General features: G+C 56.9%; 22 protein-coding genes and 1 tRNA gene. 20 read left to right on the top strand and 3 right to left on the bottom strand.

Annotated elements, in window-relative coordinates:
• Nucleotides 1–275: 275 nt before the first annotated feature.
• The 19 genes from KL786_RS08040 to KL786_RS07950 all read left to right on the top strand — a co-directional run bounded on the left by KL786_RS08040 (nucleotide 276) and on the right by KL786_RS07950 (nucleotide 14,773).
• Entirely contained in the window at nucleotides 276–749 is a 474-nt protein-coding gene (locus tag KL786_RS08040; protein WP_215517264.1) for a Dps family protein, read from the top strand.
• A 192-nt stretch (nucleotides 750–941) separates the two neighbouring features.
• Entirely contained in the window at nucleotides 942–1,292 is a 351-nt protein-coding gene (locus tag KL786_RS08035) for a ribbon-helix-helix domain-containing protein (RefSeq protein ID WP_032862489.1), read from the top strand.
• 163 nt (nucleotides 1,293–1,455) lie between these two features.
• Nucleotides 1,456–1,677: an FmdB family zinc ribbon protein gene (locus KL786_RS08030; RefSeq protein WP_032862490.1), complete on the top strand. Its 222-nt coding sequence runs from the start codon at nucleotides 1,456–1,458 to the stop codon at nucleotides 1,675–1,677.
• A 110-nt stretch (nucleotides 1,678–1,787) separates the two neighbouring features.
• Nucleotides 1,788–3,563, top strand: coding sequence for an aspartate--tRNA ligase (aspS, locus tag KL786_RS08025; protein WP_032862492.1), 1,776 nt, complete (start codon nucleotides 1,788–1,790; stop codon nucleotides 3,561–3,563).
• 135 nt (nucleotides 3,564–3,698) lie between these two features.
• The gene (locus tag KL786_RS08020) at nucleotides 3,699–4,445 is read left to right on the top strand and encodes a YebC/PmpR family DNA-binding transcriptional regulator (RefSeq protein WP_169873465.1); all 747 of its coding nucleotides are present in this window, start codon (nucleotides 3,699–3,701) and stop codon (nucleotides 4,443–4,445) included.
• A gap of 141 nt (nucleotides 4,446–4,586) precedes the next feature.
• On the top strand, nucleotides 4,587–5,111 hold the full coding sequence (ruvC, locus tag KL786_RS08015) for a crossover junction endodeoxyribonuclease RuvC (protein WP_032862494.1): 525 nt from the start codon (nucleotides 4,587–4,589) through the stop codon (nucleotides 5,109–5,111).
• Between the two features lie 67 nt (nucleotides 5,112–5,178).
• On the top strand, nucleotides 5,179–5,790 hold the full coding sequence (gene ruvA / locus KL786_RS08010; RefSeq protein ID WP_003193868.1) for a Holliday junction branch migration protein RuvA: 612 nt from the start codon (nucleotides 5,179–5,181) through the stop codon (nucleotides 5,788–5,790).
• Complete coding sequence (gene ruvB / locus KL786_RS08005) at nucleotides 5,791–6,849, top strand: Holliday junction branch migration DNA helicase RuvB (RefSeq protein WP_032862495.1); 1,059 nt, start codon at nucleotides 5,791–5,793, stop codon at nucleotides 6,847–6,849.
• Between the two features lie 138 nt (nucleotides 6,850–6,987).
• A complete protein-coding gene (gene ybgC, locus KL786_RS08000) occupies nucleotides 6,988–7,443 on the top strand; it encodes a tol-pal system-associated acyl-CoA thioesterase (RefSeq protein WP_215517263.1) in 456 nt (151 codons plus the stop codon).
• A gap of 1 nt (nucleotide 7,444) precedes the next feature.
• A complete protein-coding gene (tolQ, locus tag KL786_RS07995; protein WP_029300305.1) occupies nucleotides 7,445–8,140 on the top strand; it encodes a protein TolQ in 696 nt (231 codons plus the stop codon).
• Between the two features lie 23 nt (nucleotides 8,141–8,163).
• The gene (gene tolR, locus KL786_RS07990) at nucleotides 8,164–8,616 is read left to right on the top strand and encodes a protein TolR (protein WP_161635741.1); all 453 of its coding nucleotides are present in this window, start codon (nucleotides 8,164–8,166) and stop codon (nucleotides 8,614–8,616) included.
• Nucleotides 8,616–9,689, top strand: a complete 1,074-nt coding sequence (gene tolA, locus KL786_RS07985) for a cell envelope integrity protein TolA (RefSeq protein WP_215517262.1) — start codon at nucleotides 8,616–8,618, stop codon at nucleotides 9,687–9,689. Before tolR ends, tolA begins: the two co-directional genes overlap by 1 nt.
• Before the next feature lie 17 nt (nucleotides 9,690–9,706).
• On the top strand, nucleotides 9,707–10,987 hold the full coding sequence (tolB, locus tag KL786_RS07980; protein WP_174553290.1) for a Tol-Pal system beta propeller repeat protein TolB: 1,281 nt from the start codon (nucleotides 9,707–9,709) through the stop codon (nucleotides 10,985–10,987).
• Between the two features lie 55 nt (nucleotides 10,988–11,042).
• Nucleotides 11,043–11,543 carry a peptidoglycan-associated lipoprotein Pal gene (gene pal, locus KL786_RS07975; RefSeq protein WP_029300299.1) on the top strand — a complete coding sequence of 167 codons (501 nt, stop codon included), beginning with the start codon at nucleotides 11,043–11,045 and terminating at the stop codon, nucleotides 11,541–11,543.
• 6 nt (nucleotides 11,544–11,549) lie between these two features.
• Nucleotides 11,550–12,362: a tol-pal system protein YbgF gene (gene ybgF, locus KL786_RS07970; protein ID WP_215517261.1), complete on the top strand. Its 813-nt coding sequence runs from the start codon at nucleotides 11,550–11,552 to the stop codon at nucleotides 12,360–12,362.
• A 165-nt stretch (nucleotides 12,363–12,527) separates the two neighbouring features.
• Complete coding sequence (gene queE / locus KL786_RS07965; protein WP_215517260.1) at nucleotides 12,528–13,175, top strand: 7-carboxy-7-deazaguanine synthase QueE; 648 nt, start codon at nucleotides 12,528–12,530, stop codon at nucleotides 13,173–13,175.
• Nucleotide 13,176: 1 nt separating this feature from the next.
• Complete coding sequence (gene queC, locus KL786_RS07960; protein WP_215517259.1) at nucleotides 13,177–13,866, top strand: 7-cyano-7-deazaguanine synthase QueC; 690 nt, start codon at nucleotides 13,177–13,179, stop codon at nucleotides 13,864–13,866.
• A 63-nt stretch (nucleotides 13,867–13,929) separates the two neighbouring features.
• A tRNA-Lys gene (locus tag KL786_RS07955) sits at nucleotides 13,930–14,005 on the top strand.
• A gap of 393 nt (nucleotides 14,006–14,398) precedes the next feature.
• Nucleotides 14,399–14,773: a C40 family peptidase gene (locus KL786_RS07950; protein WP_458730143.1), complete on the top strand. Its 375-nt coding sequence runs from the start codon at nucleotides 14,399–14,401 to the stop codon at nucleotides 14,771–14,773.
• 39 nt (nucleotides 14,774–14,812) lie between these two features.
• On the opposite strand, the gene KL786_RS07945 is transcribed toward KL786_RS07950, so the two are convergent.
• The 3 genes from KL786_RS07945 to KL786_RS07935 all read right to left on the bottom strand — a co-directional run bounded on the left by KL786_RS07945 (nucleotide 14,813) and on the right by KL786_RS07935 (nucleotide 17,225).
• Nucleotides 14,813–15,217, bottom strand: a complete 405-nt coding sequence (locus KL786_RS07945) for a hypothetical protein (RefSeq protein ID WP_215517257.1) — start codon at nucleotides 15,215–15,217, stop codon at nucleotides 14,813–14,815.
• Between the two features lie 18 nt (nucleotides 15,218–15,235).
• Nucleotides 15,236–15,553 (bottom strand): hypothetical protein, encoded by a 318-nt coding sequence (locus tag KL786_RS07940; protein WP_215517256.1) that lies wholly within the window; start codon nucleotides 15,551–15,553, stop codon nucleotides 15,236–15,238.
• Between the two features lie 130 nt (nucleotides 15,554–15,683).
• Nucleotides 15,684–17,225 carry a catalase gene (locus tag KL786_RS07935; RefSeq protein ID WP_215517255.1) on the bottom strand — a complete coding sequence of 514 codons (1,542 nt, stop codon included), beginning with the start codon at nucleotides 17,223–17,225 and terminating at the stop codon, nucleotides 15,684–15,686.
• 429 nt (nucleotides 17,226–17,654) lie between these two features.
• Between KL786_RS07935 and KL786_RS07930 the strand changes: the two genes are divergently transcribed.
• The gene (locus KL786_RS07930; protein WP_215517254.1) at nucleotides 17,655–22,970 is read left to right on the top strand and encodes an Ig-like domain-containing protein; all 5,316 of its coding nucleotides are present in this window, start codon (nucleotides 17,655–17,657) and stop codon (nucleotides 22,968–22,970) included.
• Nucleotides 22,971–23,068 lie beyond the last annotated feature (98 nt).

The following is a 23,068-nucleotide window of genomic DNA, read 5'->3' as shown; positions in this document are numbered from 1 at the left end:
ATAGCGGTGGCGACACGCTGCCTATTTAACAGCAAAGCCTGTGCCTTCTCAAATCAAGCGTTTCAAGGCGTTGCGAAGATCATGGCATTTCTGCGCTAAACCCTTGTCCTAGACAGGTGCGGCTGTTTTTCGCCGCGCCAGGCCTTGTCGCGCGCGCTGCCAGGGGGCGATTTGCCGCAGGCCGCCTGTGGCGCCAGGGCTGCGCAAGGCGAGCACTCTTGCTAGAGTGGGTAAGCACCTGATCAATGAATTTTCATCAATTGAAGGGAATAAACATGGCAATCGATATCGGTATCAGCGAAGAAGATCGTAAATCCATTGTTGACGGACTTTCACGGCTGCTTTCAGATACCTATGTACTTTATCTGAAAACCCATAACTTTCATTGGAACGTCACGGGGCCGCAGTTTCGTACATTGCACTTGATGTTTGAAGAGCAATATAACGAACTGGCGCTGGCAGTTGACTCCATTGCCGAACGTATTCGAGCCCTGGGTTTTCCTGCCCCGGGTGCCTACTCTATCTATGCCCGTCTGTCTTCTATCAAGGAAGAGGAAGGCGTACCCAGTGCTGAAAACATGATCAAGCAACTTGTCGATGGGCAGGAAGCTGTTACCCGCACGGCACGCGGAATCTTCCCGTTGCTCGATAAAGTCAGTGATGAGCCGACGGCGGACTTGCTGACCCAGCGCATGCAGATTCACGAAAAAACTGCGTGGATGCTGCGCTCACTGCTCGAAAGCAAGTAAATGTCGCGAGCCAGTGGCGCCAGGCAGGCGTCACTGGCTTCACCTGATTCCTTCCGGTTACATACGTTGGCTTGTCCTACGAACAGTGACTCTCTGTCTTCTGGCTGCACTTGCCTGCTTGCTGTTTTATAGGCTCAACGGCCAATAACAGCCGTTTGTTCAAGAGCCGTTTGGCAAGGGAGTGTCAAGTGTATGTCGCGTAGTATGGGTAAAGGTGCGCTGGAAACTTCCGGCTTCTACAAGATAAAGATCGATCCCTTCGTCAAAGGATTCGATATGGCGTTGGCGCGGCCATTGTCGCGTTCGGTCCGGTTGAATGGTTTTTCGACATGCCTGCGGCTTGAAGAAGTCTATTGGAACATTCTGGGTGAAATAGCCAGGATCAATACGTGTTCGGTCAGTGCGCTGTTGTCTTACGTGGATCGCGAAGTGCATTTGCGTTATGGCGGGGTGAAGAATTTCAGCGGCCTGGTCAGGGTGGTGTGCGTGGTTCATGCGTTGAAAGGGCAGGCGGCAACGGCACATCAGGCCGGCCTTGTGTAGCCGGGGCGCCCTGGGTTGGAGGGGCGCGGGTGTCTCTATAGAGTGCGCTGTACGTTGCCACGGCTGCACAGCCTCGATTTAACGGATATAATCTCGCCCTTTGCTGCGCATACCGGCTGGTACGGGGCGCAGCGCAGCAGTGACGTGATCGCCGAGACATCCCATGCCCATGTACGATTATCAATGCGCTTCCTGTGGTCATCAGTTGGAAGCCATTCAAAAGATCAGCGACGCGCCGTTGGTCGATTGCCCTGCTTGCCGGGCACCCGAGCTGAAAAAGATGTTGTCCATGCCAGGCTTTCGCCTGAGCGGTAGCGGCTGGTACGAGACCGACTTCAAGACCGGCTCGAAGAAGAACCTGGCCGGCGGCGACAAAGCAGACTGAGTTGAACTCTACGCGCGAGCTCCTGCATTATCCGTGGCCTGACTTACAAGGTGCGGTGATCGAGCAGGCACTCCACCGAATTTCGAATTACGAGAAGTGAAACCACTACCATGATGCGCAGCCACTATTGCGGCCAACTGAACGAGACCCTGGAAGGTCAGGAAATTACCCTTTGCGGATGGGTTCACCGTCGTCGCGACCATGGCGGGGTGATTTTCCTCGATATCCGTGATCGTGACGGTCTGGCCCAAGTGGTATTCGACCCGGATCGTGCCGAGAGCTTCGCCGCCGCCGATCGCGTGCGCAGCGAGTACGTGGTGAAAATCACCGGTAAGGTTCGCCTGCGTCCGGCCGGTGCCACCAACGCCAACATGGCGTCGGGCATGATCGAAGTCCTGGGCTACGAGCTGGAAGTGCTGAACGAGTCGGAAACCCCGCCGTTCCCACTCAACGAGTTCTCCGACGTTGGCGAAGAAACCCGCCTGCGTTATCGCTTCCTCGACCTGCGTCGCCCGGAAATGGCCGAGAAGCTGCGTCTGCGTTCGCGCATGACCACCAGCATCCGTCGTTTCCTCGACGAGAACGGCTTCCTCGACGTAGAAACGCCGATCCTGACCCGTGCTACGCCAGAAGGCGCGCGTGACTACCTGGTGCCAAGCCGTACCCACGCCGGTAGCTTCTTTGCCCTGCCGCAATCGCCGCAGCTGTTCAAGCAACTGCTGATGGTCGCCGGTTTTGACCGTTACTATCAGATCGCCAAGTGCTTCCGTGACGAAGACCTGCGCGCCGACCGCCAGCCGGAATTCACCCAGATCGACATCGAGACCAGCTTCCTCGATGAAAAAGAGATCATGGGCCTGACCGAAGAAATGATCCGCAACCTGTTCAAGGAAGTGCTGGGCCTGGAATTCGGCGAGTTCCCGCACATGACCTTCGAAGAGGCCATGCGCCGCTACGGTTCCGACAAGCCAGACCTGCGTAACCCGCTGGAACTGGTCGACGTTGCCGACCAGCTCACGGAAGTCGACTTCAAGGTGTTCAGCGGCCCGGCCAACGACCCGAAATGCCGCATCGCCGCACTGCGTGTGCCAGGCGGGGCGAGCATGCCGCGCAAGCAGATCGACGACTACACCAAGTTCGTCGGCATCTACGGCGCCAAGGGCCTGGCTTACATCAAGGTCAACGAGCGCGCGAATGGCGTTGATGGTCTGCAATCGCCGATCGTCAAGAACATCCCTGAGGACAAGCTCAATGTGATCCTCGATCGCGTGGGTGCAGTTGACGGCGATATCGTGTTCTTCGGTGCCGACAAGGCCAAGATCGTCAGTGAGGCCTTGGGCGCATTGCGCATCAAGCTCGGTCACGACTTGAAACTGCTGACGTGTGAGTGGGCGCCGATGTGGGTCGTCGACTTCCCGATGTTCGAAGAGAACGACGACGGTAGCTTCAGCGCCTTGCACCACCCGTTCACCGCGCCCAAGTGCACGCCGCAAGAGCTGGAAGCCAACCCGGCTGGCGCTCTGTCCCGTGCCTACGACATGGTGCTCAACGGCACTGAGCTGGGTGGCGGTTCGATCCGTATCCACCGCAAAGAAATGCAACAGTCGGTCTTCCGCCTGCTGGGTATCAACGAAGCGGAACAGGAAGAGAAATTCGGCTTCCTGCTCGATGCCCTGAAATATGGCGCTCCACCCCACGGTGGCCTGGCCTTCGGCCTTGACCGCCTGGTGATGCTGATGACCGGCGCGCAGTCGATCCGTGAAGTGATTGCCTTCCCGAAAACCCAGAGTGCTGCGGACGTCATGACCCAGGCTCCAGGTGTGGTGGATGCCAAGGCACTGCGCGAGCTGCACATCCGTCTGCGCGAGGCGCCGAAGGCTGAGTAAGGCTGCGGCGTGAAAGCGCGATAAGGTTGTACGCAGTCAAAAAGGCGCATCTTCGGATGCGCCTTTGCGTTTAAAAGAGGGAAATCCCGCCTGGGGCGGGATTGAAAGGTTTCTAGAGAATTTCGGAGTTGTGTTATGGCTGGCCATTCCAAGTGGGCGAACATCAAGCACCGCAAAGAGCGTCAGGATGCCAAGAAAGGCAAGATCTTCACCAAGTGGATTCGCGAACTGACCGTCGCTGCCCGCCAGGGCGGCGGTGATCCAGGCTCCAACCCACGCCTGCGCCTGGCGCTGGACAAGGCCCTGGGCGCCAACATGAGCCGCGACATCATCGATCGCGCCGTGGCCCGTGGTGCCGGTGCGGCCGATACCGATGACATGGTCGAGCTGACCTACGAAGGCTACGGCCCGGGCGGCGTCGCGGTGATGGTCGAGTGCATGACCGACAACCGCAACCGCACCGCGGCGGCTGTGCGCCATGCGTTCAGCAAGTGTGGCGGCAACCTGGGTACGGATGGTTCGGTAGCCTATCTGTTCGAGCGCAAGGGGCAGATTACCTTTGCGCCGGGTACGGATGAAGACGCGCTGATGGAAGCCGCGATGGAGGCGGATGCCGACGACGTGGTGACCAACGAAGACGGTTCCATCGACGTATTCACCTCGTTCGCTGGTTTCTATGCGGTGCGTAATGCCTTGGAAGCCGCAGGCTTCAAAGGCACCGACGCGGAAATCGTCATGCTGCCGACCACCAGCGCCGAGCTGGACCTGGATGGTGCACAGAAAGTGCTGAAGATGCTGGATATGCTTGAAGACCTGGATGATGTACAGAACGTCTACTCCAACGCCGACATCCCGGAATCCGTCGCCGAACAGCTAACTTAAGCGCGATGAAAATCTAATGTGGGAGCTGGCTTGCCTGCGATAGCGGTTTATCAGATACAGAATTTCTGACTGAAACACCGCTATCGCGGGCAAGCCCGCTCCCACATTGGATCTATATGTACCCATAAACCTGCAGGCGTTATGACTTTAATCCTAGGTATCGACCCCGGTTCGCGCATCACCGGCTTTGGCGTGGTGCAGCACACTCCGCGTGGCTGCATCTACGTCGCCTCGGGGTGTATCCGTACCGGCGCCGGCGAGTTGGCCGAGCGCTTGCAGATCGTCTATCGCGGCGTGCGTGAAGTGATCCAGACCTACGGGCCGGTGACCATGGGCATTGAAAAGGTCTTCATGGCCAAAAACGCCGACTCGGCCCTGAAGCTGGGCCAGGCCCGAGGCGCTGCAATTGTTGCCGGCGCGGAGGAGGGCATGGAAATAGCCGAATACACCGCAACCCAGGTCAAGCAGGCCGTGGTCGGCACCGGTGCGGCCAATAAGGAGCAGGTGCAGATGATGGTCATGCATATGCTCAAGCTCACCTCAAAGCCACAGATCGACGCCTCTGACGCCCTGGCCATCGCCATTTGCCATGCGCACACTCGTTCCAGCCTGCTGCCCCATGGCCTTGGCACGGCACGCAGTCGTGGCGGGCGCCTGCGTCTCTGATAGCATCAGCGCAATCGTTATTTCCGGTCAGGCCTCGATCTGACCTCAAGCTTTAAGGATCTGAACCGTGATTGGACGCTTGCGCGGCACCCTGGCTGAGAAACAGCCGCCGCACCTGATTCTGGATGTAAATGGGCTGGGGTATGAGCTGGAAGTGCCCATGACCACCCTGTACCGCCTACCGTCGGTCGGTGAGCCGATAACCTTGCACACCCATCTGGTGGTGCGCGAAGACGCGCAACTACTCTATGGTTTTATCGGCAAGCGCGATCGCGACTTCTTCCGCGAGCTGATCCGCCTGAATGGCGTCGGCCCTAAATTGGCCCTGGCATTGATGTCGAGCCTGGAAGTGGACGAGTTGGTACGTGCCGTTTCCGCCCAGGACACCTCCGCATTGACCAAGGTGCCGGGTGTGGGCAAGAAAACCGCCGAACGCCTGCTGGTGGAACTCAAGGACCGCTTCAAAGCCTGGGAAGTGGTGCCGAGCATGTTTGCGCTGGTGCCAAACCAGCCGGATATGCCGGCGGCCCAGGTTGCCAGTGCTGAAAGCGACGCCGTCAATGCGCTGATCTCCCTGGGCTACAAGCCCCAGGAAGCCAGCAAGGCAGTGTCAGCCATCAAGGACAAGAACCTGAGTGCCGAAGACATGATCCGCCGAGCCCTGAAGGGAATGATTTAAGTGATTGAAGCTGATCGTCTGATTGCGGCCACCGGCCCTCGTGACCGTGAAGAAGTCCAGGACCGGGCCATCCGCCCCGTCAGCCTTGCCGACTATATTGGCCAGCCGACCGTGCGCGAGCAGATGGAGTTGTTCATCCAGGCCGCACGCGGGCGCAGCGAGTCCCTGGATCACACGCTGATCTTTGGGCCGCCGGGCCTGGGCAAGACCACCCTGGCCATGATCATTGCCCAGGAAATGGGGGTGTCGATCAAGTCCACATCCGGTCCTGTATTGGAGCGCCCGGGGGATTTGGCGGCACTGCTGACCAATCTTGAACCTCATGATGTGTTGTTCATCGACGAAATCCACCGGTTATCGCCCATCGTCGAAGAAGTGCTGTACCCGGCCATGGAAGACTTCCAACTGGACATCATGATCGGCGAAGGGCCAGCGGCGCGCTCGATCAAGCTCGACCTGCCACCCTTCACCCTGGTGGGCGCTACTACGCGCGCCGGGATGCTGACTAACCCGTTGCGAGACCGTTTCGGCATTGTTCAACGTCTAGAGTTCTACAGCACTGTGGATCTGGCGACGATTGTCAGCCGTTCGGCCGGGATTCTCGGTTTGCCGCTGGACCCGGAAGGTGCCTATGAGATTGCCCGCCGGGCTCGTGGCACGCCACGTATTGCCAACCGCTTGCTGCGGCGGGTGCGCGACTTTGCGCAAGTACGCGCCAAGGGCCATATCACCAAGGCCGTGGCCGACCTGGCACTGAACCTGCTGGATGTCGATGAACATGGTTTCGACCATCAAGACCGGCGCCTGCTGCTGACCATGATCGAGAAGTTCGATGGTGGGCCGGTGGGCGTGGACAGCCTGGCTGCTGCCATCAGTGAAGAGCGCCACACCATCGAGGATGTGCTGGAACCGTACCTGATTCAACAGGGTTACATCATGCGTACACCGAGGGGCCGTGTGGTCACGCGCCATGCGTATTTGCACTTCGGGTTAAACATTCCGTCACGATTGGGGGAGATGCCTGTGGTAGACGAATTCCTCGATGCAGTGGACGATTAAAAAGGCATGGCAAGTCGATTTATTCGACGTTTGTGCTGTCCTAGTGGCTGGCGTCGTCATTCTTTCGTTAGAAATGTTGCAGAGAATGAAAAACAGTTGCCTGGCCGGATTGGCAACCTGAGGAGTAAGCACTAGAGTATGCGCGCGCAAAACGGGGATCAGTCGTTCGCACATCGCTGTCGCGTTTATTACGAGGACACCGATGCGGGCGGCATCGTGTATTACGTCAACTACCTGAAATTCATGGAGCGGGCTCGAACCGAGCGGCTGCGGGAGCTGGGCTTTGCCCAATCCCAGCTTGCAGGGGAGGACCTGTTATTTGTCGTGCATTCCAGCGAGGCCCGTTACCACGCGCCGGCGCGACTGGACGATGAATTGCTGGTCAGCGCAGAAGTAATCGAATTGAACCGTGTCAGCCTGCGCTTTAAACAGCAGGTCAGGCGGGCAACGGATGCAACGCTGCTCTGTGAGGGGCAGTTCCTGGTGGCGTGTGTGCGCACCAATAGTTTGAAACCCCGGGCCATTCCCGAAGCTTTACGTGCGGCCTTTGCCGACGTGAGCGGCGCCGGTAAACAATCAGAGCAGGAGATTTAGCGTGGAACCTACCGTCGTCGACCATTCCTCCATGTGGAGCCTGGTCAGCAATGCCAGTGTCGTGGTTCAACTGGTGATGCTGACCCTGGTAGCCGCATCGGTTACCTCATGGGTCATGATTTTTCAGCGCAGCAACCTGCTGCGCGCCGGTCGACGTGCCCTGGAGAGCTTCGAGGAGCGCTTCTGGTCGGGTATCGACCTGTCCAAGCTGTATCGCCAGGCAGGCAGCAACCCGGACCCGGATTCGGGCGTCGAGCAGATCTTCCGCGCCGGCTTCAAGGAGTTCTCCCGCCTGCGCCAGCAGTCCGGCGTTGACCCGGAAGCGGTCATGGAAGGTGTGGCCCGTGCGATGCGCGTAGCGATCTCCCGTGAGGAAGAAAAGCTCGAACAGAGCCTGCCGTTCCTCGCCACCGTCGGTTCGGTCAGCCCGTATATCGGCCTGTTCGGTACCGTCTGGGGCATCATGAACTCCTTCCGTGGCCTGGCAACTGCCCAGCAAGCGACCCTGGCCACTGTGGCCCCGGGTATCGCCGAAGCGCTGATCGCCACTGCCATCGGCCTGTTCGCTGCAATCCCCGCAGTAATCGCCTACAACCGTTTCGCTGCAACCAGTGAGACCTTGATCGGCCGTTACTACACCTTCGCCGATGAGTTCCAGGCGATCCTGCACCGTAAAGTGCACACCAGCGAAGAATAAGCAGGTAATTCCCAATGGCTTTAATCGCTCGAGCGCGCAAAAAGCGCAAGCCGGTCGCCGAGATGAACGTAGTGCCTTACATCGACGTGATGTTGGTGCTGCTGGTGATTTTCATGGTGACCGCGCCGATGCTCAATCAGGGTGTGAAGGTTGATCTGCCCAAGGTTTCCAGCGAAGCCTTGCCGCAGGACAACAACACCCAGGTCCTGACCATTTCGATCAAGGCTGACAAGACCTACTACTGGAACCTTGGCAGCGAAGTCGACACCCAGAAGCAACAGGACAAGGCCATGACCTTGCCGCAGATGACTGACGCCGTGACCAAGATCATCCGCGCCGGCAACGAAGGCGGCAAGCACACCCAGGTGTTCATTCGTGGCGACAAGGTTGTCGATTACGGATCCGTCATGGGTGCCATGGGCGGGCTGCAGAAGGCCGGGGTCGGTAATGTTGGCTTGATTACCGAGGCGCCCTGATGCAGCAACAGCGAGAGCCGTCCGCCTCGGAAAGCTACTTCTGGCCTAGCGTCTGGGCAATTGCCCTGCACGTTCTGGTGTTTGGCATGCTGTTTGTCAGCTTTGCCATGACCCCGGAACTACCGCCAGCCAAGCCGATCGTGCAGGCGACCCTGTATCAGCTGAAATCGAAGAGTCAGGCCACCACCCAGACCAATCAGAAGATTGCGGGTGAGGCCCAGAAGTCGGCTGCGCGCCAGACTGAAGTCGAGCAGATGGAACAGAAGAAGGTCGAGCAGGAAGCGGTGAAGGCTGCTGCGGAACAAAAGAAAGAAGAGGCGGCTCAAAAGGCCGAGGAATCGAAAAAGGCTGACGAAACCAAGAAGGCTGACGAGGCGAAAAAGGCTGATGAAGCCAAGAAAGCCGAGAAAGCTGCCGAGGCGAAAAAAGCCGAAGAGAAACAATTGGCTGATATAGCCAAGAAGAAGTCTGAAGAAGAAGCCAAGAAAGCTGCTGAAGAAGAGGCCAAGAAAAAGGCCGCTGAAGAAGCCAAGAAAAAGATAGTCGAAGACGCGAAGAAGAAAGCCGCCGAAGACGCCAAGAAAAAATCCGAAGCAGACGAGGCGAAGAAAAAAGTCGCCGATGACGCGAAGAAGAAAGCTGCTGCCGATGCCTCGAAGAAAAAGGCCCAGGAAGCAGCGCGCAAATCCGCCGAAGAGAAAAAGGCCCAGGCCCTGGCAGATTTGCTTTCCGACACGCCGCAACGTCAGCAGGCCCTGGCCGATGAACGTGGTGACGAAGTCGCGGGCAGTTTCGATGATCTGATTCGCGCGCGCGCAGCAGAAGGCTGGACTCGTCCACCTTCGGCACGCAAAGGCATGACAGTCGTGTTGCAGATCGGCATGTTGCCGGACGGTACGGTGACGTCGGTCAGCGTGGCCAAGGCCAGTGGCGACGCTTCGTTCGACAGTTCAGCGGTTGCAGCGGTCAAGAATATTGGCCGGTTAACCGAGATGCAGGGAATGAAACCAAGCGACTTCGCTCCCTATCGTTCATTCAAGATGACATTCACACCTGAGGATCTAGCCTTGTGAGAAACCTTCTTCGAGGAATGCTTGTCGTTATTTGCTGTATGGCAGGCATAGCGGCGGCGGATGAAAAGAACATCCTGGTAACCAGCGGTAGCGATCGGGCCACCCCGATTGCAGTAGTACCGTTTGGCTGGCAGGGCGGTAGCGTGCTGCCGGACGATATGGCGGAAATCATTGGTAATGACCTGCGCAACTCGGGTTACTACGCGCCAATCCCGAAACAGAACATGATCAGCCAGCCGACCACCGGCAGCGAAGTGATCTACCGTGACTGGAAAGCCCTCGGCGCCCAGTACCTGATGGTAGGCAGCATCGTGCCAGCGGGCGGTCGCCTGCAGGTGCAATACGCCTTGTTCAACGTGGCCACCGAGCAGCAAGTGCTGACCGGCAGCGTGTCGGGCAGCGTCGACCAACTGCGAGACATGGCGCACTACATCGCCGACCAGTCGTTCGAAAAACTGGTGGGTATCAAAGGTGCGTTCTCTACCCGCATGTTGTACGTGACGGCTGAGCGGTTCTCGGTGAACAACACGCGCTACACCCTGCAACGTTCGGACTACGACGGTGCTCGTGCGGTGACCCTGTTGCAGTCGCGCGAGCCGATCCTGTCGCCGCGTTTTGCGCCCGATGGCAAGCGTATCGCCTACGTGTCGTTTGAACAGAAGCGCCCGCGCATCTTCGTTCAGCACATCGACACCGGTCGCCGTGAGCAGATCACCAACTTCGAAGGCCTGAACGGCGCGCCAGCCTGGTCGCCGGATGGCAATCGCCTGGCATTTGTACTGTCCAAGGACGGTAACCCGGATATCTACGTGATGAACCTCGGTTCGCGCCAGATCACCCGTGTCACTTCCGGCCCTGGCATCAACACCGAACCGTTCTGGGGCAAGGATGGTTCGACCATCTACTTCACGTCAGACCGTGGCGGCAAACCGCAGATCTATAAGAGCAGTGTTGGCGGTGGTGGTGCGGAACGTGTGACCTTTATTGGCAACTACAACGCCAATCCGAAGCTTTCGGCCGATGAAAAGACCCTGGTAATGATCCATCGTCAGGATGGTTTCACTAATTTCAAGGTGGCGGCCCAGGATTTGCAGCGCGGAAGCGTAAAAATCCTCACAGATAGCACTCTTGATGAGTCGCCTACTGTTGCGCCCAACGGCACCATGGTAATCTACGCCACCCGCCAGCAGGGCCGGGGAGTCTTGATGCTCGTGTCCATTAATGGACGCGTAAGGCTCCCGCTTCCTACCGCACAAGGCGAAGTCAGAGAACCGTCCTGGTCCCCTTACCTGAACTGACGCGGCGCTACAAAAAGAAGTACTTAACACACTGGGGTTCATTAGGAGTTTCACGATGGAAATGCTGAAGTTTGGTAAGTTTGCTGCTCTGGCTCTGGCTCTGTCCGTAGCCGTTGGTTGCTCGTCTAAAGGCGGCGACAATGCCGGTGAAGGCGCAGCTGTTGATCCAAACGCTGGTTACGGCGCCAACACTGGTGCAGTTGACGGCTCCCTGAGCGAAGAAGCTGCTCTGCGCGCGATCACCACTTTCTACTTCGAATACGACAGTTCGGACCTGAAGCCAGAAGCCATGCGCGCTCTGGACGTTCACGCGAAAGACCTGAAAGGTAACGGCGCTCGCGTTGTACTGGAAGGCAACACCGACGAACGTGGTACTCGTGAGTACAACATGGCACTGGGCGAGCGTCGTGCGAAAGCCGTTCAGCGCTACCTGGTACTGCAAGGTGTTTCCCCAGCTCAGCTGGAACTGGTTTCCTACGGTGAAGAGCGTCCAGTTGCTACCGGCAACGACGAGCAATCCTGGGCTCAAAACCGTCGCGTCGAACTGCGTAAGTAATTCGTCATGCGAACGTGCCGTCGTGTTGTAACCGTATTGGCTCTCAGCCTCGCACCGCTTGCGGTGTGGGCTGCGGTTCCCGTGGAAGATAGCAACTCTGGCTATAACAATAGTGGGAGCAGCTATCCACCTGCAGGTTATGGCACGAACGGCGCCTATGCGGGAGGAGCGGCCACGGCCGCTCCTTCGGCACAGGGCGAACTGTTCAACCAACTGCAACGCATGCAGGATCAATTGGCGCAGCAACAAGGCACCATTGAAGTTCTGCAGAATGAGGTGCGTCAGCTCAAGCAAGAAGGCCTGGAACGTTACCAGGATCTTGACCGACGTATAGGAGCCGGTGTTACACCTGCCGCTACTCCTGATAATTCTTCTACCGGTGGCGCTGCAAGCGCCGCCGGTGGTGCAGCCGCTGCTCCGGCAGCCAGCAGCGAACCGGGTGATCCGGCGAAGGAAAAGCTGTATTACGATGCAGCCTTCGACCTGATCAAGGCCAAGGATTTCGACAAGGCCAGCAAGGCGTTCACCGCTTTCCTGGGTCGTTATCCAAACAGCCAGTACGCTGGGAATGCCCAGTACTGGCTGGGTGAGGTCAACCTGGCCAAGGGTGATGTGCAAGGTGCAGGCCAGGCATTTGCCAAGGTCAGCCAACTTTACCCCAAGCATGCCAAAGTGCCTGATTCGCTGTATAAACTGGCTGATGTAGAGCGCCGCCTGGGTCATACCGACAAGGTCAAAGGCATTCTGCAGCAGGTCGTGGCCCAATATCCGGGTACATCTGCCGCCCAGTTGGCCCAGCGCGATTTGCAGCGTTTGTAAGCACTGCTGCCCCGCTTGGAAGAAACCCGCGCCTGTCGCGGGTTTTTTCGTTAGAATCCACGCCCTTTTATGAAATACGCTTCTTGGGGTTCACGCTTTGCCGGGATCCCATGAAGTGCCTGACGGAGGCGGACAGCCTGTTTAGCTGTTACGCCCGTGGCGACTATGCAAGACACATTACGCATCACCGAAGTTTTTTACTCGCTACAGGGTGAAACGCGCACTGCCGGCCTGCCCACAGTATTTGTGCGCCTCACCGGCTGCCCGTTGCGCTGCCAGTACTGTGACAGCGCCTACGCCTTCAGTGGCGGCACCATCCGCACCCTCGACGACATCCTGGCGCAGGTTGCAGGCTTTCGGCCGCGCTACGTCTGTGTGACGGGCGGCGAGCCCCTGGCCCAGCCCAATGCCATTCCTTTGCTCAAGCAGCTGTGTGATGCCGGTTACGAGGTGTCGCTGGAAACCAGTGGTGCCCTGGACATTTCAGCGGTCGACCCTCGCGTCAGCCGAGTGGTTGACCTGAAGACCCCGGACTCCAAGGAAGCGCATCGCAATCGCTATGAAAATATCGAGCTGCTCACCGCCAACGACCAGGTCAAGTTCGTCATCTGTTCGCGGGACGACTATGACTGGGCCAACTCCAAGCTGATCCAGTACGGCCTGGATCGGCGCGCCGGCGAGGTGCTGTTTTCCCCCAGCCACCATGACTTGAACGCTCGCGACCTCGCTGATTGGGTGGTCGCCGACAACCTGCCGGTGCGCCTGCAATTGCAGCTGCATAAATACCTTTGGAACGACGAGCCAGGACGCTGAAATGACTGAACAAACCACTGATCAAAAACGTGCCGTAATCCTCCTGTCTGGCGGCCTCGACTCCGCCACCGTGGTCGCTATGGCCCGCGCCGAGGGTTACAGCTGCTACACCATGAGCTTCGATTACGGCCAGCGCTCCCATGCCGAGCTGGACGCGGCCGCCCGTGTTGCCCGCGACCTCGGCGTGGTGGAGCACAAGGTGATTGGCCTGAACCTCAATGGCATTGGCGGCTCGGCCTTGACCGATAGCTCCATCGACGTGCCTGAGGCGCCGACTGAGGGCATCCCGGTCACTTATGTGCCGGCCCGTAACACCGTGTTCCTCTCGCTGGCTCTGGGCTGGGCAGAGGTGCTCAACGCCCGCGACATCTTTATCGGTGTCAACGCCGTGGACTACTCCGGCTACCCGGACTGTCGCCCAGAGTTCGTCGAGTCGTTTGAGCGCATGGCCAACCTGGCGACCAAGGCCGGCGTAGAAGGGCACGGCTTCCGTATCCAGGCACCGCTGCAAAACCTGAGCAAGGCCGATATCGTCAAGGCTGGTGTAAGGCTTGGTGTCGATTACTCGCTGACTGTTTCCTGCTACCAGGCAGACAATGACGGTCGTGCTTGTAGGAAATGTGACAGCTGCCGCCTGCGTGCAGAAGGCTTCCAAGCGGCCGGAATTACTGACCCAACGCGTTATTTCTGATTTATTTAAAATAAGGTGTTGAATAATCCTTAGAAATCAGTATTATACGCGCCACCACACAGCGGGTCGTTAGCTCAGTTGGTAGAGCAGTTGGCTTTTAACCAATTGGTCGTAGGTTCGAATCCCACACGACCCACCATTTTTGGCGGTTTAGAAAATCCGGAAGGCCCACGCAAGTGAGGATTTCCGGGTTTTTTTTTGCCTGAAATTTGGTGCCTTCTGTTCCCAATGCACAGTGTGGCCAGATGCGCCCCTGAAAATAAAGTGGAACCCCGTTCGTCGACTAAGATCTGTCCTTATGTATGACTGAGACAAATCTTATTTGATGGTTTCTAACTCTTAAATACTATTGCACCCCCCAGCCAATACGTGCTCAATTTTTACGGTGTGTAAAGTGTCAAAGTTTACTGTTGTCATAGTTCTCAGCTATTTGTTTTCGGATTATCTGTTCGCCTCCACAAAACAAAGTCGCTCTATTGAATCCGCTGGCGGTAGTCATACTCACGGTGTTGATAGTGATTCTTCAGGTTACATAGAAAATATTGTAAGGCGTGCTCATGAGTTAATTGGAACGCCTTATCAGTGGGGTGGTACTTCAGAGAGTAAGGGGTTTGACTGTAGCGGATTACTTTTTTATCTGTTCCGCAGTGAGGTGGGTATTAACATCCCCCGAACAACATCCTCGATGCTCAATTCTACGGCGACAACGATTTTTCGTGATGATTTGAAGTCCGGGGATGCTATTTTCTTTCAGCATAATGGCGGTAGCCGAATGAGGCACGTGGGGATTTATATCGGTGGTGATCGATTTATTCATTCGCCTAGAAAAGGCAAAAGCGTTCGTATCGACTCATTGAGTAATAGCTATTGGAATAAAAGTTATTTTTCTGCAAAACGTTTTTATTGAGCTATGACAATGCCTGGGTAAGGCTTGCTGAAAGTACTTCTATTGACTTGAGTGGTTAGTCAACTCTCTAAAAAGCTCGCCTGCGAGCTTTTTTTGCATCAGTATTTTCTTTGTTGGTTGCTGTTGCTTCCATTGAGTGAGGTACTCAGGGTTACGCGCTGCTATTACCTGCTCGGCAAGCGCTATTTTGTGTATGGCCAGTTGTGATAACCGGCTGACATCAGGTGAGTCGATATCGGTATTGGATAACAAGTCGGCTTGGATAAGAACTGCAAAGGCTGCCTTGACCTCGCTGACGGCGACGGTGAACGACTCGGGTTTGTTCTGTAGTTGTGTAAAAAGCTCACGTGCTTCTATGAGATCGGGATGTGTCGTTGACTGGGTACATCCAGCAAGACTCAAAGCACATACGCTGATAAATGACAGGCAGGAGTACTTATTCATGACACGGTCTGCCGGAGGTCATTTGCCTGTTACCTTGTGCGGGCCTTTTACCCACGGCAGATCTTTCAAGCACGCCCACGGAGAGGGTGGATCGATTTCAGCCATGAATTGTTCTATACGCTCAATGTCTGGGGGGAAACTCAGACCGTCATACAACAGCGTAGGTTTTTTGCAGGGGGGGAGTTGGTGCTGTGGCGCAGAGGTGGTTTTAATATTCGATGCCAGCGCCTTATTTGCAATCACGGCATCAAAATAGTCGATGAGGCTATGGCTCATTAGCCGAAGGTCTTCGGAGCTTTGCAAGGCGAGAACCCTGTAATAACCAAGCAGGTTCAAGCACTTCTCAACCTGGATCAGTCTCGGCAAACTGGAGTCTGCGACGAGTATTCTCAGTTGTTTATTGGGCACAGCGATTACCTTATTCGATGCTGTCATCGCTGCCCGTTACGGGCAGCGGAACAGTTATTCAATCGGTCAATTTCGAGGCCAGTGACTGAACACGAAACAGATCGCCGCTCACGACCTTCGTGACGCCAGTGCCGTACTCCGGGTCTGCCTTGTACAGGAACGACAGAATATGGTGCTTACTTTTGTCGTCGGCACTGGCCAGTGAACTGCCGAAGCTTTCGATCAGGTCCTGACGCTCTTTGTGGCTGAATGAGCGATACAGCTCGCCAGCTTGCTTGAAGTTTTGCTCTCGCTGGATTTTGACCTGCTGAGTGCTGCCCGACAGAGGCAGCATGCTGTAACGAGCCGGGGTAGACTCTTCACGCGCCAGCAATCGACTTGGTTGGTAGTTGATACCTGTCGTGGTGCTGGCTACGTTCATCGCACCGTCTTGGTTGCCGTTGTTGATGACATTTTTCGGAGTGTTGATTGGCAATAACAGTGCATTGGCACCCAGGCGATACATCTGGGCATCGGCGTAGGAAAACAGCCGGCCCTGTAGAAGGCGATCTTCCGATGGCTCGATGCCCGGAATCAGATTGGAGGGGGCCATCGCGACCTGCTCGGTTTCCTGGAACACGTTGGCAGGGTTGCGGTTCAGGACCATTTGCCCCACTTTGCGAAGGGCTACGTCCGGCCAGACCTTGGTGGCGTCAAGGGGATCAAAGTCGAAGTTACCCAGTTCTTGCGGCTTGAGTACCTGAATATACAAATCCCACTTTGGGAAGTCGCCCTTGCTGATATGGCTGACCAAGTCCTGGGTCATATGGCTGTAGTCGGCCCCTTGCACCCGAGCGACATCTTTGGGCGAGAAATTGCGGGTGCCCTGCAGGCTCTTCCAGTGGAACTTGACGTAGTGCACTTCATCCTTGTTATTGACGAACTTGTAGGCATGCACGCCATTACCATTCATTTCCCGGTAACTGGCCGGGATGCCGGCGTTGGAATACAGTTCGGTCAATGTCCGGGTGGCTTCAGGTACATGGGAGAAGAAGTCGAAACGACGGGAGTCATCGTCAAGGTTGGTGCGCGGGTCGGGTTTGAACGCATGGACCATGTCGGGAAACTTGATCGCATCGCGGATGAAAAAAGTCGGGAAATTATTGCCGACCAAATCCCAGTTACCGTCGGCAGTGTAGAACTTGGTGGCAAAACCGCGAGGGTCACGCAGGGTTTCCGGGGAATGGTTCCCGTGGACCACGGATGAGAACCGCACGAATACCGGCGTGACTGTACCTGTGGTAAACAGCTTGGCCTCGGTGAGTAATCCGAGGCTGTCGGTGGCGGTAAACACCCCGTGGGCACCGGTGCCACGGGCATGTACTACGCGCTCGGGGATGCGTTCGCGATCGAAGCGTTGAAGCTTCTGGATCAGGTGCACGTCTTGCAGCAACACCGGGCCATTGGCCCCGGCGGTTTGTGAATTCTGGTTATCTCCGACTGCAGCGCCATTGTCTCGGGTTAGCTCCGCAGCCTGGGCCGAGAATGACAATGCGCTGGTGGCGAATATGCACGCCAACTGTCGAGGGGTGAATACGTTAAGTCGAAAGGGGACCTTCATTGGGAGTTCCTGGCTGTTTATAAGAAAGCGGCCATCCGCGCGATAGGTTTACCGGGACGAGGGGCTGGACGCGTTACTTGAGGCGAGCGTTACCTTTTTAGGCTCACTCAGAACCACGTACCGCAAATGTAGGACTTGTCTCAAATTCGGATAGTCGGGGGTATTGTTCCGCGATCAATGTGGGGGCAAGCGTTAGTGTCGAACTAAGACTTTCGCTGATGAAGGGTGGGTGTATTTGAGTGCGGCAATTACTTTTATGCTCGTAGGATTATTCTGGGTTTTGGGACATATCTCATATCGACAGTGGTCACTGAAGTTCAACATTCAGCCTATCCCCGGGTTCCGTACTTTCAAGTAAACGGGCCTTGGATAATTAGGACGTGCCGGCTCTCCGGCGCGGTGACCAATCTGACGAATGAAGGCATCACAGTGAACACAAACGCAGTGAACGTCGCCGTAGTGGACGGCAAAACGATTACCGAATCGGTGGAGCTTCGCACCACCAAACAAGGCGACCCGGTTCGCATCAAGGCGGTCAAGGATGGTAAATACATCCTCGCCGAAGGCACTGATAAACCAGTGGCTCCCGAGAACCTGACCATCAAGCGTGTGGGCAATGACCTGCATGTAGCCACTGAAGGGACTGATCCCGACCAGCCACAACTGATCATTGAGGGCTTCTACGAAAGCCACGGTCAATTGGTCGGTGTGGCTGAAGACGGCGCCTACTACGAGTACATTTCCTCCGACGCGGAAGACGATCACGCGGCGGCATTCCTTGCCGATGGCGTCTCTTCACCCCAAGTACTGGGTTCCGAAGAACTGGTTGGTTTTGGTAACGGTCTGGTTGCCGGCACGGGTATTGGCTGGCTCTGGCCAGCGCTGCTGGGCTTGGGCGCTCTCGGTCTGTTGGGCGCGGCCTATCAGCTGACTCGCGACGACGATAAAAAACACAACGATGTTGACCCGGGAGCAAACATTCCAGGTACGCCTTCCATTGGCGGTGCCAGCGACAACGTTGGTGCAGTACAAGGCCCGATCGAGAAGGGCGACTCCACCGATGACCGGACCCCGACCTTTACCGGCGGCGGCACCCCAGGCAACACGATCATTATCGAAGACAATGGCACACCGATCGGTGAAGTGATCGTCGGCGAAGACGGCAAGTGGGAATTCACCCCGGATAAACCGCTGCCAGAAGGCGAACACTCGATCATCGTTGTCGAGAAAGACAAGGATGGCAATGTCAGCAATCCGTCCGATGAATTCGACTTCATCATCGACATCACGGCACCGGGCAAATCTGCCATCGATGCGATCACCGACGATTTCGGTAATCAGACCGGCGTGATTTCGCCAAATGGCCTGACTGACGACAATACCCCGACGCTCAGCGGTACGGCCGAGGCCGGATCGACTCTGGAAGTTTTCGCCAATGGCGAAAAAATTGGCGAAACCCTTGTTGAGCCAGACGGCACCTGGACCTTCACGCCATCGCCAGCCCTGGCGGACGGCGAATACAGCTTCACCACCGTTGCCATTGACGCTGCGGGCAATGCTGGCCTGCCGTCAGATCCCTACATCGTGACCATCGACACCACTGCACCTGGCAAACCAGGTGCCGGTACCGGTGGCATCGAAGAGGCCATCGACAACGTTGGCCCGATCATTGGCGATATCGGTAATGGCGGCGTGACGGACGATGGCACCCCGACCTTCGGCGGCGGTGGCCTGGAGCCAGGCGACACCGTGACCATCATCGACGATGGCGTGGAAATCGGCAAAGTCGTCGTTGGCGAAGACGGCCGCTGGGAGTTCACTCCGGACCCTGCGCTGATTGAAGGCCCACACCCGATCACCGTGATTGTCACCGATCCTGCCGGCAACGAAAGCGAGCCGTCTGATCCGTACATCGTGATCGTCGACACCACAGCACCTGGCAAACCAGGTGCCGGTACCGGTGGCATCGAAGAGGCCATCGACAACGTTGGCCCGATCATTGGCGATATCGGCAATGGCGGCGTGACGGACGATGGCACCCCGACCTTCGGCGGCGGTGGCCTGGAGCCAGGCGACACCGTGACCATCATCGACGATGGCGTGGAAATCGGCAAAGTCGTCGTTGGCGAAGACGGTCGCTGGGAGTTCACTCCGGACCCTGCGCTGATTGAAGGCCCACACCCGATCACCGTGATTGTCACCGATCCTGCCGGCAACGAAAGCGAGCCGTCTGATCCGTACATCGTGATCGTCGACACCACAGCACCCGGCAAACCAGGTGCGGGTACCGGTGGCATTGAAGACGCCATCGACAACGTTGGCCCGATCATCGGCGATATCGGCAATGGCGGTACCACCGATGACGGTACCCCGACCTTCGGCGGCGGCGGCCTGGAGCCAGGCGACACCGTGACCATCATCGACGATGGCGTGGAGATCGGCAAAGTCGTCGTTGGCGAAGACGGTCGCTGGGAGTTCACTCCTGACCCTGCGCTGATCGACGGCCCACACCCGATCACCGTCATCGTTACCGATCCTGCCGGCAACGAAAGCGAACCATCCGATCCTTACATCATCATCGTCGATACCACGGCGCCGATTGCGCCGACCATCGACGCTGTGTTCGACGACCAGGGTACTTCCACCGGCAACATCAACCCAGGCGATATCACCGACGATGCCCAACCGGACATCAGCGGTACCGCCGAGCCAGGCACCACCGTTATCATCTACGACAATGGCGTGGAAATCGGCCGTGCCCCAGCGGGTCCCGATGGTCGCTGGACCTACACTCCTGTACCACCGCTGGCCAACGGTCCGCATGACCTGAGCGCCAAGGCTGAAGATGCCGCCGGCAACACCAGCGATCCGTCCAACAGTGTCGACTTCGAACTGATTGCCGGTGGTACACCGCCAGCGCCAAGCATTACCGGCGTACTGGATGACGTCGCCGATAACGTCGGCAACATCATGCCGGGCCAAAGCACCAACGATACCGAGCCAGAAGTCAGCGGTACCGCTGAGCCGTTCTCCACGGTCACCCTGTTCGCCAACGGCGTCGCCGTCGGTTCCGTTGTCGCCGATGCATTGGGCAACTGGAGCATCACCCCGAACCCGGCATTGGCGCAGGGCTTGAACAACCTCAGCGCCACCGCGACCAACGCGGCCGGCAACGAAAGCGCGCCGACCGGCGACTACCCGATCACGGTGGACACCACGGCACCAGTCGCGGCGGATGCCAGTGAGCTGGAAGACAACGTGGGTGCAATTGTCGGCCCGATCGCCAGCGGCGATACCACCGATGACAACACCCCGACCTTCAGCGGCACCGCTGAGCCAAACACGACCCTGATCATCTTCGACAACGGTGTCGAGATCGGTCGCGTACCGGTAGACGGCGCGGGCAACTGGAGCTTCACTCCGGCCCCGGCGTTGGTTGACGGGCTACACAGCTTCAGCTCCATCGTGGTGGATGCCGCAGGCAATCGCAGCCCAGAGAGCACGCCTGTCGACTTCACGGTCGACACCAGTGCCGTGGCTATCAGCATCGAGCAGGCACAGGATAACGTCGGTTCGATTCAGGACCCGTTGGCCAGTGGCAGCGTGACCGATGATGCAACACCGACCCTGAATGGTCAGGCGACACCGGGCTCAACCGTCAACATCTACCTGGACGGCGTATTGCTGCAGGCCGGTGTTCCGGTCAATGGGCTGGGTCGTTGGGAGTACACCGTGGCCCCAGCGTTGCCAGAAGGTAGTTATGCCTTTACCGCAACCGTGGTGACGTTGGGCGGCGGCGAAAGCGCCCCAACCGCTGATTTCAATCTGGAAATCGACCTGACGCCTTCGGCGGCTCCGACCATTGACGAAATCCGTGATGACGTCGGTTCGATTCAGGACCCATTGGTTGATGGTGCCACCACAGACGACACCACGCCGACCCTGGTGGGCAGTGGTGTAGCGGGCGATACGGTCATTATCCGCAACAATGGTGTTGAAATCGGTCGTGAACTTGTTGGTGCCGATGGCAGTTGGAGCTTTACACCGAACCCACCACTGAATAATGGTTCGACCAATCAGTTCGATGTGATTGCGGTGGACCCGGCGGGTAACGAGAGTGCACCGTCTGCTTCGTGGACCATCATTATCGATACTGAGGTTCCAATTGCTTCGGCAGTTGTCGAGAGCATGGGTAAGGACAGCGGTGCCGACAGCGGTGACTTCGTGACCAACGACGGCAGTGCCGGGCGTTTGATTCAGGGATCGTTGACTGCGGCGTTGGCAGCAGGTGAGAAAGTGCAGATTTCCACTGATGGCGGTGCTACCTGGCTTGATGTCTTGCTGAATGCTGATGGAACCTGGAGTTTCCTTGATTCGAGTGCATACACCGGTGATTGGACTATTCAAACCCGTGTAATCGATGCGGCGGGTAATGCCAATACCGTAAGCCAGGCGGTGACGCTTGATACCACAGTCAATACACCGACCTCGGTTAGCTGGGATGGTACGACTATCCAAGTTGACTTCGATGGGGTCGGGCTGGAGGTCGGTGACAAACTGCATTTGCTGATCGATGGGGTGGTGGTTGAATACCCGTTAACGCAAGCAGACATTGACGCAGGAACAGCGGACTTGCCATGGTCGTCTGATAGTAATGGTAACGCTGATAACATCAGTGTCGCATTGGCTGATCAGGCTGGGAATATCTCTTCTTATAGAGAATTCATCAAAAGTGATTCAATGTTGTTCTCTGAAAGTTTCAACACTCAACCAGCCAGCATATTTACTCTGGGGCAAGTTATAGCACTTGATAACTTTGATTTGCGAGTTCTTGCTGTAGGTGCAGACTTTAGTTATGGTAGACTTGGTTTTAGTGTAGGTCAACCAAATTGGGCTTTGCCATCGACCAGCATGGCGCTGTTGCTCAACACTGGATCGCAAGTTCAGTTGGAGTTGAGTGGGGCGGCGCAGGAGTACACTTTCATATCTATGGATGTGGGGGACTTCAACAACAGCGAAGGGATTACGGCGATTTTCTATGATCAGAATGGCGTTGAAGTTTATCGGGAGAGTTTAGTCCCAGGGAGCGCCGGTTTGCTTACTAGTATCACTGCCGAGCTACCTTATGGGTCATCCTTCTCATCTGTCAGTTTGCAGGCGACGGGAGCAAGCGACGGCGCGTTTTGGATTGATAACATTCAGTTGGGGCGCAATGAATACACCCCCGGCGCACTTCCGGTGGCGCCAGAGGCGGCTCAAGGGATTACTCAAAGCGGCGTAGAGTACTTTGGTGGTGAAGGGAATAATGTTTTCTATATAGATAACGTTGGCTTACTCAATAATGCCAATAGCATCGTCAATGGTGGCGGAGGTATCGATAGCCTGGCCTTGATAGGGGCTAACCAGGTTCTTGATCTCGGAGCTATCGCGGGAAAACTTGAATCGATTGAAATCATCGACATCACCGGCACCGGCAACAACACCCTGAACCTCTCCCTGGGCGATGTTCTGGAGCAGGGCGAAGCCTCGCTATTCACCGCAGACGATGCCGTCCAGATGATGATCAAAGGCAACGCCGGCGACGTCGTCAACCTGGATGACTTGTTGGCCGACGGCACCGATCCGGGTGACTGGGCGGGCATGGGGCAGGTCACGGTCGAGGGTGTGACATACAACGTCTTCCAACACTCCTCACTCGATGCCCAACTGCTGGTGCAGGACGGGGTGACTACCAACCTGGTGTAAGCGCGAACACCGTGCGCAGGTTTTTGCCTGCGCACGGCTTGCGGTACCAAAAGGTTGGTCCGTCCAGCCTCAACCCATTCAATAGCTACGGGTACCTG

This window comes from Pseudomonas sp. TAE6080, assembly GCF_018732265.1.
GTDB lineage: Bacteria > Pseudomonadota > Gammaproteobacteria > Pseudomonadales > Pseudomonadaceae > Aquipseudomonas > Aquipseudomonas brenneri.
Note: the sequence above shows the minus strand (reverse complement) of the source record. Positions and strands in the feature narration are given on the sequence as shown.

What these genes read in the sequence shown, in the direction of transcription:
- tolB (WP_174553290.1), top strand. Translation starts at nt 9,707, where the DNA reads ATGCTTGTCGTTATTTGCTGTATGGCAGGCATAGCGGCGGCGGATGAA.
- KL786_RS07945 (WP_215517257.1), bottom strand. Translation starts at nt 15,217, where the DNA reads ATGAATAAGTACTCCTGCCTGTCATTTATCAGCGTATGTGCTTTGAGT.
- KL786_RS08035 (WP_032862489.1), top strand. Translation starts at nt 942, where the DNA reads ATGTCGCGTAGTATGGGTAAAGGTGCGCTGGAAACTTCCGGCTTCTAC.
- pal (WP_029300299.1), top strand. Translation starts at nt 11,043, where the DNA reads ATGGAAATGCTGAAGTTTGGTAAGTTTGCTGCTCTGGCTCTGGCTCTG.
- KL786_RS08040 (WP_215517264.1), top strand. Translation starts at nt 276, where the DNA reads ATGGCAATCGATATCGGTATCAGCGAAGAAGATCGTAAATCCATTGTT.
- KL786_RS07935 (WP_215517255.1), bottom strand. Translation starts at nt 17,225, where the DNA reads ATGAAGGTCCCCTTTCGACTTAACGTATTCACCCCTCGACAGTTGGCG.
- aspS (WP_032862492.1), top strand. Translation starts at nt 1,788, where the DNA reads ATGATGCGCAGCCACTATTGCGGCCAACTGAACGAGACCCTGGAAGGT.
- queE (WP_215517260.1), top strand. Translation starts at nt 12,528, where the DNA reads ATGCAAGACACATTACGCATCACCGAAGTTTTTTACTCGCTACAGGGT.
- ybgF (WP_215517261.1), top strand. Translation starts at nt 11,550, where the DNA reads ATGCGAACGTGCCGTCGTGTTGTAACCGTATTGGCTCTCAGCCTCGCA.
- queC (WP_215517259.1), top strand. Translation starts at nt 13,177, where the DNA reads ATGACTGAACAAACCACTGATCAAAAACGTGCCGTAATCCTCCTGTCT.
- KL786_RS08020 (WP_169873465.1), top strand. Translation starts at nt 3,699, where the DNA reads ATGGCTGGCCATTCCAAGTGGGCGAACATCAAGCACCGCAAAGAGCGT.
- ruvC (WP_032862494.1), top strand. Translation starts at nt 4,587, where the DNA reads ATGACTTTAATCCTAGGTATCGACCCCGGTTCGCGCATCACCGGCTTT.
- KL786_RS08030 (WP_032862490.1), top strand. Translation starts at nt 1,456, where the DNA reads ATGCCCATGTACGATTATCAATGCGCTTCCTGTGGTCATCAGTTGGAA.
- ybgC (WP_215517263.1), top strand. Translation starts at nt 6,988, where the DNA reads ATGCGCGCGCAAAACGGGGATCAGTCGTTCGCACATCGCTGTCGCGTT.
- tolA (WP_215517262.1), top strand. Translation starts at nt 8,616, where the DNA reads ATGCAGCAACAGCGAGAGCCGTCCGCCTCGGAAAGCTACTTCTGGCCT.